The following is a 7405-nucleotide window of genomic DNA, read 5'->3' as shown; positions in this document are numbered from 1 at the left end:
TCATCGCCGTGGTGAAATCCTCGGTCTGGTAGAGCGAGCAGATTTCTTCCTCGTTGGCGAACAGGATGTCGATATGCCCGTGCACCAGCTCGCGGAAGGCATCGCGATGCCGCGCGACGCAGAACGGGTCGGACAGCGACAGCGCCACCCGCCGCCCGGCCGCATGGGCCAGCGACGCCGCCTGGCGGAAGGCCTCCTGCGCATGCGGCGGGTCGAACAGATAACCTTCCAGATAGGTCACATGCGCGCTGGCCACCAATTCGGCCAGCACGTCCTCGGGCCCGAAGGTGACGCATGCGCCCAGATAGGTGTTCATCGTCCGCTGGCCGTCCGGCGTCACCATCACCAGGCAGCGCGCCGTCGGCTGCACGCGCCCCGCATGCCCGTCGAGGAACGAGGAAGGAAAATAGACGCCCGACTGCTGCAGGTCGGCGGCAAAATTGCGGCCCGGCGCATCGTCCGCCACCTTGCCCAGATAGGCCACGCGCGCGCCCATATTGGCCGCCACCACGCAGGTATTGGCGGCCGATCCGCCGCCCATCTCGCGCTCGCGCCGCACCAGCCCATAGAGTTTCTCGGCCCGCTCGGCATCGATCAGCATCATGCTGCCGGGAATCATGTCATGCTCGGCCAGGAAATCCGGCTCGACCGGGGCCAGAACATCAATGATCGCATTGCCGATCCCCAGCAGATCGAAGCGGCATTCGGCCGCACTGCCGGCACCCGTCACAGACATTCCATCTCTCTCCCGCGCGGGCCGGCGAAACTGCCGGGCCGGCGCGCCATCAAATCACCAAAATCATCGTACAGACAGCCCTTCACCAAGAGCCCGACCGCAAATACGCGCTGGGGAGCGAGAGCGGCCCGAAGGGCTGCGCCCGTCGTGTGTTTCCGAGCATCGGAGCGGAGCGGCCTTGATGGCCGTGAGCACCGAAGCGCAGGAAACGCGCGTCGGATCGCCGCCAGAGCGCATTTGCGGTCGGGCTCTAACACCGGGGCGGCGGGGTCGCAATGCCAGCATGTCTTGTTCGTAAAATTGCGGCTTCCCGCTTTTCCGGCATCACTCGCGCGTGTAATCCTTAATCGTTCCAGACACCGGTTTTCCGGAGCATGGCCGGGAAACACCCGTGTTCAGACCGCCGGGCCATGCGCGGCTTCACCTTCGACAGCAGCGGGGTATGCTTTTGTTCAAGAAACGCAAGCCAGAAGACGAAACACCGCCCGCCGGCACCTCGTCGCCATCCGGCCGGCCGACCAGCCCGCAGACGACGTTCCCGCCGCCGCCCGCCGGCGCCGTTCCCGTCCGCCCCGGCACTTCGCCGGCCGGCGCCGCCACCCCTCCCTCCCAGTCGTCCAAGGAGACCGCCCCGATGGCCCGCTCCCCCTTCCCGCCCGCCCCGACCGCTCCTCCCGGCGCCGCCCAGCCGCCCGGCCGCCCCGGCCAGGCGCCGGCCCCCCGCAAGGACACCAGTGATCGCCGCACGCTGGTGGTCGGGCGCGGGATCAGCGTCCAGGGCTCGATCCAGGACGCCGAGCGCCTGGTCGTCGAGGGCACGGTGGAATCGACCATGATCAACGCGCACGAACTCCAGGTCGCCCATGGCGGCATGTTCCGTGGCGAGATCGAAGTCGAGGACGCCGATCTGGCCGGCACCATCGACGGCACGCTGACCGTGCGCGGCAGCCTGACCATCCGCTCCTCGGGGCGCCTGCTGGGCAAGGCGAAGTGCCGCCGCCTGCAGGTCGAGGATGGCGGCCAGGTCAGCGGCCATCTGGAAATGATCACCGGCGCCGCCCCGGCCCCCGAGGCCCCGGCTCCGGTCGCGGCGCCCGCCGCCCCGGAAGAAACCCCGGCCGACTGAACCAGGCAGGGCGCGGCTCTTCGGAGCCGCGCCCGCTTACATTTCCAGACCGGCTTTCCTCAGCCGTTCCCAGAACGCCAAAAAAAACGCCGCGGATCGCATGATCCGCGGCGTTTTTTCATAAATATTCCCGTTGAAGGCAGCGCGTCAGGCGACGTTATCCCGCCGGTCGCGCAGCTTCACATAGGCCAGCTGCGCATGCTCCGAGCAGTAGGGCTTGCCCGGAACAGGCGTCGCCCCACAGAAATGAAAGCCCGGCGTGCCCGGATCGCCCAGCGGCCAGCAGCAGCTCAGGCCGCTGCGCCGCGGCGCGGGGCTGGACACCGCACGCAGCGGCGCCCGGGGCGTTTCGGGCCGCGAGACGGCAGGCGTGGCCACGGGCGGCGGGGGCGCCACCGCAGCCACCGTTTCGGGTTCGGCACGAACCGGCGCCCGGGGCGCGGGCTCCGCCTGCCGGACCGGGGCCACGGACGGCGCGGCCTCGGCCACACGCGGCGCGACAGGCGCCATAACGGGTGCCACGGGCGCGGCCGCCTGCGGCGCCACCGCAACGGGCGCGACCGGTGCCGCCGGCGAAACGGGTGATGCGACCGGCGCCGGGGCGACGGCAACGGGTTCCGGGGTCGGCGCAACCGCCCCGGCCGACTCCGCCGCGCGGGCCGAAGCCGGCGGTCTGCGAATAGGTGACGGACGCGCCTGCAGGCCGAGGCGATGCGCCTTGCCCACAACCGCGTTCTTCGTCACCGAAAGCTGGCGGCCGATCTCGGCCGTCGACAACCCCTGCTGCCAAAGCTCGCGCAGACGGGCGATCGTCTCCTCGGTCCATTCCATAGCCATGCCATCTCTCCTGACGAAGGACAGCCGGAAATTAGGCTTATCTTGTGGTGGACTCAACCTTCCCACCACAAAATCTTGTGGACAAGGCTGGGAGTAACCTGTTCACAACCCGGGGGAAAACCGGTGAGTCCGCATTCGGGGGCGTTCAGGTCGAAACGCGGCGAATCCGCGTCCCATCCACACCCAAAAGCATGGTGCCCGCCTTCAGCGCCAGCGCATCCTCGCCGAACACCACCCGCCGCCATCCCTGCAACAGCGGCAGGTCGGGCTCGGCGTCCATCGCCAGCCGGTCGATATCCTCCGACGACGCCACCAGGCGCGGCGCCACATCATGCTCCTCGCAGCACGCCGCCAGCAGCACCTTCAACAGCGCAACCAGCGCCGGCGACGGGCGCGGACCATCCTTGCCCTTGCTCTGGCGCGGCAAGGACGCATCGGGCAGCGCATGCGCGGCCGCAATGGCCTCCAGCAGCCCGGCCCCGCTCCGCCCCTCGGCAAACCCGCGCGAGACACCGCGCACCCGGGCCAGCGCATCGGCATCGGCCGGCCCGGTGGCCGCGATCTCCAGCAGGCTCTCATCCTTCAGCAGCCGCTGGCGCGGCACGTTCACCCGCTGGGCTTCCAGCTCGCGCCACGCGGTAATGGCCCGCAGCACGCCCAGCATGCGCCGGTTGCTGGTGCGCGGGCGCATCTTCTCCCACAAGGTCTCGGGATCGGGGCGGAAGGTCTCGGGCCGGGTCAGCACCGCCAGTTCGGCCGCCACCCACTCCATGCGCCCTTCCTGCTCCAGCCGCTCGCGCAGAAGCTGGTAGACGGTGCGCAGATACGTCACGTCGGCGGCGGCATAGGCAATCTGCGCCGGCGACAGCGGGCGCGCCGCCCAGTCCGAAAACCGATGCGCCTTGTCGATATGCGCCCCCGTCAGCGACGAGACCAGATTGTCATACCCGACCTGGTCGCCATAACCGGCCACCATCGCCGCCACCTGGGTATCGAACAGCGCCGCCGGCAGCCGGTCGAACAGATGCAGGAAAATCTCCAGGTCCTGCCGCGCGGCATGAAACACCTTGGTCACCGCCGGGTCGTCCAGCAGTTCCCCCAGCGGCGCCAGGTCCAAGCCGGGCGCCAGCGTGTCCACCACCACCACGTCATGCTCGCCGGCCAGTTGCACCAGGCACAGCTCGGGCCAATAGGTCCGTTCGCGGACGAACTCGGTATCGATCGTCACGAACGGCTCGCGCCGCAATCGTTCGACGACCGCAACCAGTTCGTCAGTGGAGGTCATCAGGACAGGAGCGGAAAAATCCGCCTTGAGTGCACGCGCCATCCGGTCCTGTTATCATGGGCCCATGCCGGTGCGAAAGCACCCACGAAAGCCCCCACGGGGGAAAAGCGCCGCTTGACGCAGGAAAGGCGGCTCTGACATCACCCGGTTTCCACAGCCCTGCACCGCAAGGACCTTTCGACGTGAGCGCATCCACCCCGCCGGACGACGGCACCCAGGCCCTGACGCAACTGGGCCGCGCCTCCGCCCAGCCCGCCAGCCCCGAGGAAGCGACGCTGGAGCGCGTGCCCGCCCCCTATCGCGACCGGCGCTACCTGGTCCGCTTCACCGCGCCGGAATTCACCTCGCTCTGCCCCGTCACCGGCCAGCCGGACTTCGCCCACCTGGTCATCGACTACGTGCCCGATCAGTGGATCGTGGAAAGCAAGTCGCTCAAACTGTTCCTGACCAGCTTCCGCAACCACGGCGCCTTCCACGAAGCCTGCTCGGTCCAGATCGCCACCACCCTGGTCGACCTGCTCTCCCCGGTCTGGCTGCGCATCGGCGCCTACTGGTATCCGCGCGGCGGCATGCCCATCGACGTCTTCTGGCAGACCGGCGCCCCACCGGCCGATGTATGGATTCCCGCGCAGGATGTGCCCGGGTATCGCGGGCGGGGTTGAGCGCCTCCTGTTCCGCCTGCCCCCGACCGCACCGAAAACCGGAAAGTCCGTACGTGACCGGCCCGTGGAAACCGGATTTTCTCAATTATGCCGTATGGCTTTTGCCGGAGCCATGCGGGCGAGACGCCACGTCTGGGCACCGATGATCAGAATACACAGGACGAGTGTCGTAAACGAGCACAGCAGAAACGGCACGGGCGTCAGTGCCGTCCGCAGGTCGTATCCCGCGAGCCAGCCGCGCATGACGAGAAAGGCTGTCGCCGATCCGATCAGGCACGCGGGCCAGACCGGACGCAGGAAGCGCATGAGAGTCAGCGCCATAACGCTGAAGGCCGTTGCTCCCAGCGTCTTGCGAATGCCGATTTCGAAGCTTCGACGGGCAGCATCGAAAGAGGCGAGGCCATAGATCCCGATCACGGCGATGGCGATCGCAATGACCGTACCCATCAGCATGAGTTGACCAAGCGCGCGTTCGGGAGTGGCGGCGTCGTTCAGCATCGTATCGATCGTGGTCGGAGTGAAGACGAGATCGGGCACATGACCGTGCCAGACTCGTCCCAGATCGGCGATGACATCCCGGATCGGACGCCCCTGCACGCGGATCAGGCCGGAAGAATACGCGAACGGTGCCGTATCATAGAAATAGAGCGCCGGTTCGGTCGCGTCCCGCGCTGAACCGAGCCGGATATTGTCAAGCACGCCGACCACGATCAGCGGACGCGCCGGCCCGTCGCCGAACTTGATCCGGGCATCGAGCGCGTCCGCCGGCGCGGCAAAGCCCAGCCGCCGCGCCAGATTTGCGTCGATCAGGACATTGCGGGCAGCGTTGTCGTGCGGATAATCGTGTCCCGCCGCGTCGTCGTCCAGCCGGTGCGCGTTGTCGAACAGACGTCCGGCAAGCAGGCGGATGCCAAGGGTTTCGGCATAGCGCGGCCCGACAAGTTGCCAGGCAACCGGAATATCCTGCCCCGCCGCCCCCTCAAGCCTGACCGTGCTACCGCTGGCAAAGCCCTGTCCGCCGGGCAGGGTCCAGGCCGTCGTAACGGCTTTCACCCCCGGCACGGCCGCCATGGCGTCCAGCATCGCCTGACGCCGGCCGAGCGGAATGGGGTCGAGTATGCCGACCGTGACGAGCCCCGGGGTCGAAAAGCCGCGTGCGGCCGTCGCTTCCAGCTTCGCCTGTTCCATGACGGTCAATGCACAGATACTCAATCCCACAGCGAACACGAACTGCACCATCACGAGCACCGCGCGAAGCAGCGCCCCCATGCGACCGAGCCCCGGCATGCGCGATGCCGCGAGCACGGTGCCTACCCTGACGCGGCTCAGGACAATGGCGGGGTAGGCACCGGCAAGGAAGCCCGTCGGCACGATCGCCCCGGCGGTGAGGCCGAGCAGCCATGGATAAGCAGGTTCGGCCGCCCAGCCCCCAAGCGTATCCACGACGGGCAGGCCGATTTCGACCAGGGCCATGGACGGAACCGCCGCGATTGCCACCAGTGCCATCGCCTCGAGAAGCGCTTCGCCCGCGAGCGTCACGGGGCTGGCTCCCAGCACTTTGCGCATCGCGATTTCACGGCCACGGAGAAGGGCACGCGCCGTCAGAAGATTGAGCGCGTTGATGATCGCGGCGGTCAGAGCCAGCAATCCCGTGATGGCAAGGGCGATCGCCTCTTTCCGGCGAAACCCGCCGGTCTCGATCCGGTCGCCGCGCGCATGCTGTTCGGAGAGTGCGACCGCCCGTACATGGATCGCATCGGTCCCACCGGGGAAATCCTGCGCGTGACCATGAATGAACGCCACCATATCCCGCATCAGGGCAGGCCTGTCCTCCTTCCCGCGAAGGCGCAGATAAAGTGCCCCGTCCGTCATTCCCCATTGCTTGTAAAGTTCGGTTCCGCGGGTCCAGTCCGGCATGGCCAACAGAATATCCGGACGCGCCGTCGTGGCACGGGGAAGGCGCGCGAGCACACCGCGGACCATCATACGCATCGCGTGCCCGTCGATATTGAAATCCAGGATCTGCCCGATCGATGCCTGGGCGGAACCGAAATAGCGTTGAGCGATCTCGGCCGAGAGCACCGCACCGTCGGGACGTGACAAGGCCTGCGCATCACCAACAAGCAACGGATATCGAAGGATCTTCAGGAAATCCGGGTCGACAAAATGAATAATCTCGTTCCGGAACGCGCCATGCAGCATGACCGTCGCGGCAGTCGGCGCGTAGCGACTCGCCGCCGCGATTTCAGGAATGGACGCCTCCAGGCCATAAAACAGACGGTAGGGCGTCTGCTGGAATTCCGACAACGTCGCCCCTGGACGACCATACGCGGTGTCGATCCGCACGATATTCGTCGTATCGGGAATCCACGCATCATATGAGAACTCCGTACGGGCAATGCTCGCGAGGACGAGAAAGGTCGCCAGCCCGAGCGCGAGACCGCAGGCATTGATCAGCAGGAAAGTCGGACGATGGCGGAAGGTACGCCAGAGACTGCGGAGACTCTGGATGGCAAGTTGGGTCGCGCTCATAGATCCCTCGGTCACCACGTCAGCTTCATGGTCACAGGATATCGCGAAACGTTCGGGCTTTTCCCCATTGAAAATACGGGTCTTTTTGAGACCTCCCTCACCCGCATGTCCGTTCCCGGACACATTGACCGGAAATGGACACCGTGAACGTCATGTCAAACCATCGCTCGCGGACCAGCGCCGCCCCTGATCGACAGGCCCGGGAGCCCAGGCACCGCATCCCGGCC

The 7405-nt window shown here is 66.9% G+C and carries 6 protein-coding genes; 2 read left to right on the top strand and 4 right to left on the bottom strand.

What is annotated here, in order from left to right:
* The coding region (locus HLH35_RS18770; protein WP_182980596.1) for an adenosine kinase at positions 1–736 on the bottom strand (736 nt) is incomplete at its 3' end.
* Positions 737–1178: 442 nt separating this feature from the next.
* On the opposite strand from HLH35_RS18770, the gene HLH35_RS18765 reads away from it, so the two are divergent.
* On the top strand, positions 1179–1862 hold the full coding sequence (locus HLH35_RS18765) for a bactofilin family protein (protein ID WP_408870145.1): 684 nt from the start codon (positions 1179–1181) through the stop codon (positions 1860–1862).
* Positions 1863–2009: 147 nt separating this feature from the next.
* On the opposite strand, the gene HLH35_RS18760 is transcribed toward HLH35_RS18765, so the two are convergent.
* On the bottom strand, positions 2010–2693 hold the full coding sequence (locus tag HLH35_RS18760; protein WP_182980597.1) for a GcrA family cell cycle regulator: 684 nt from the start codon (positions 2691–2693) through the stop codon (positions 2010–2012).
* A gap of 151 nt (positions 2694–2844) precedes the next feature.
* A complete protein-coding gene (rnd, locus tag HLH35_RS18755) occupies positions 2845–4026 on the bottom strand; it encodes a ribonuclease D (RefSeq protein ID WP_182980594.1) in 1182 nt (393 codons plus the stop codon).
* A 140-nt stretch (positions 4027–4166) separates the two neighbouring features.
* Here rnd and queF point away from each other — a divergent pair, with 140 nt between their 5' ends.
* Positions 4167–4646, top strand: a complete 480-nt coding sequence (queF, locus tag HLH35_RS18750) for a preQ(1) synthase (protein ID WP_182980593.1) — start codon at positions 4167–4169, stop codon at positions 4644–4646.
* An 81-nt stretch (positions 4647–4727) separates the two neighbouring features.
* Here queF and HLH35_RS18745 read toward each other — a convergent pair whose 3' ends face one another.
* A complete protein-coding gene (locus HLH35_RS18745) occupies positions 4728–7193 on the bottom strand; it encodes an ABC transporter permease (protein ID WP_182980592.1) in 2466 nt (821 codons plus the stop codon).
* Between the last annotated feature and the right edge of the window lie 212 nt (positions 7194–7405).

Source organism: Gluconacetobacter asukensis, from assembly GCF_014174375.1.
Classification (GTDB): domain Bacteria; phylum Pseudomonadota; class Alphaproteobacteria; order Acetobacterales; family Acetobacteraceae; genus Gluconacetobacter; species Gluconacetobacter asukensis.
The sequence above is the reverse complement of the archived record's forward strand: the minus strand, read 5'-3'. Positions and strand labels throughout refer to the sequence as shown.

What these genes read in the sequence shown, in the direction of transcription:
- HLH35_RS18765 (WP_408870145.1), top strand. Translation starts at nt 1,179, where the DNA reads ATGCTTTTGTTCAAGAAACGCAAGCCAGAAGACGAAACACCGCCCGCC.
- rnd (WP_182980594.1), bottom strand. Translation starts at nt 4,026, where the DNA reads ATGGCGCGTGCACTCAAGGCGGATTTTTCCGCTCCTGTCCTGATGACC.
- HLH35_RS18760 (WP_182980597.1), bottom strand. Translation starts at nt 2,693, where the DNA reads ATGGAATGGACCGAGGAGACGATCGCCCGTCTGCGCGAGCTTTGGCAG.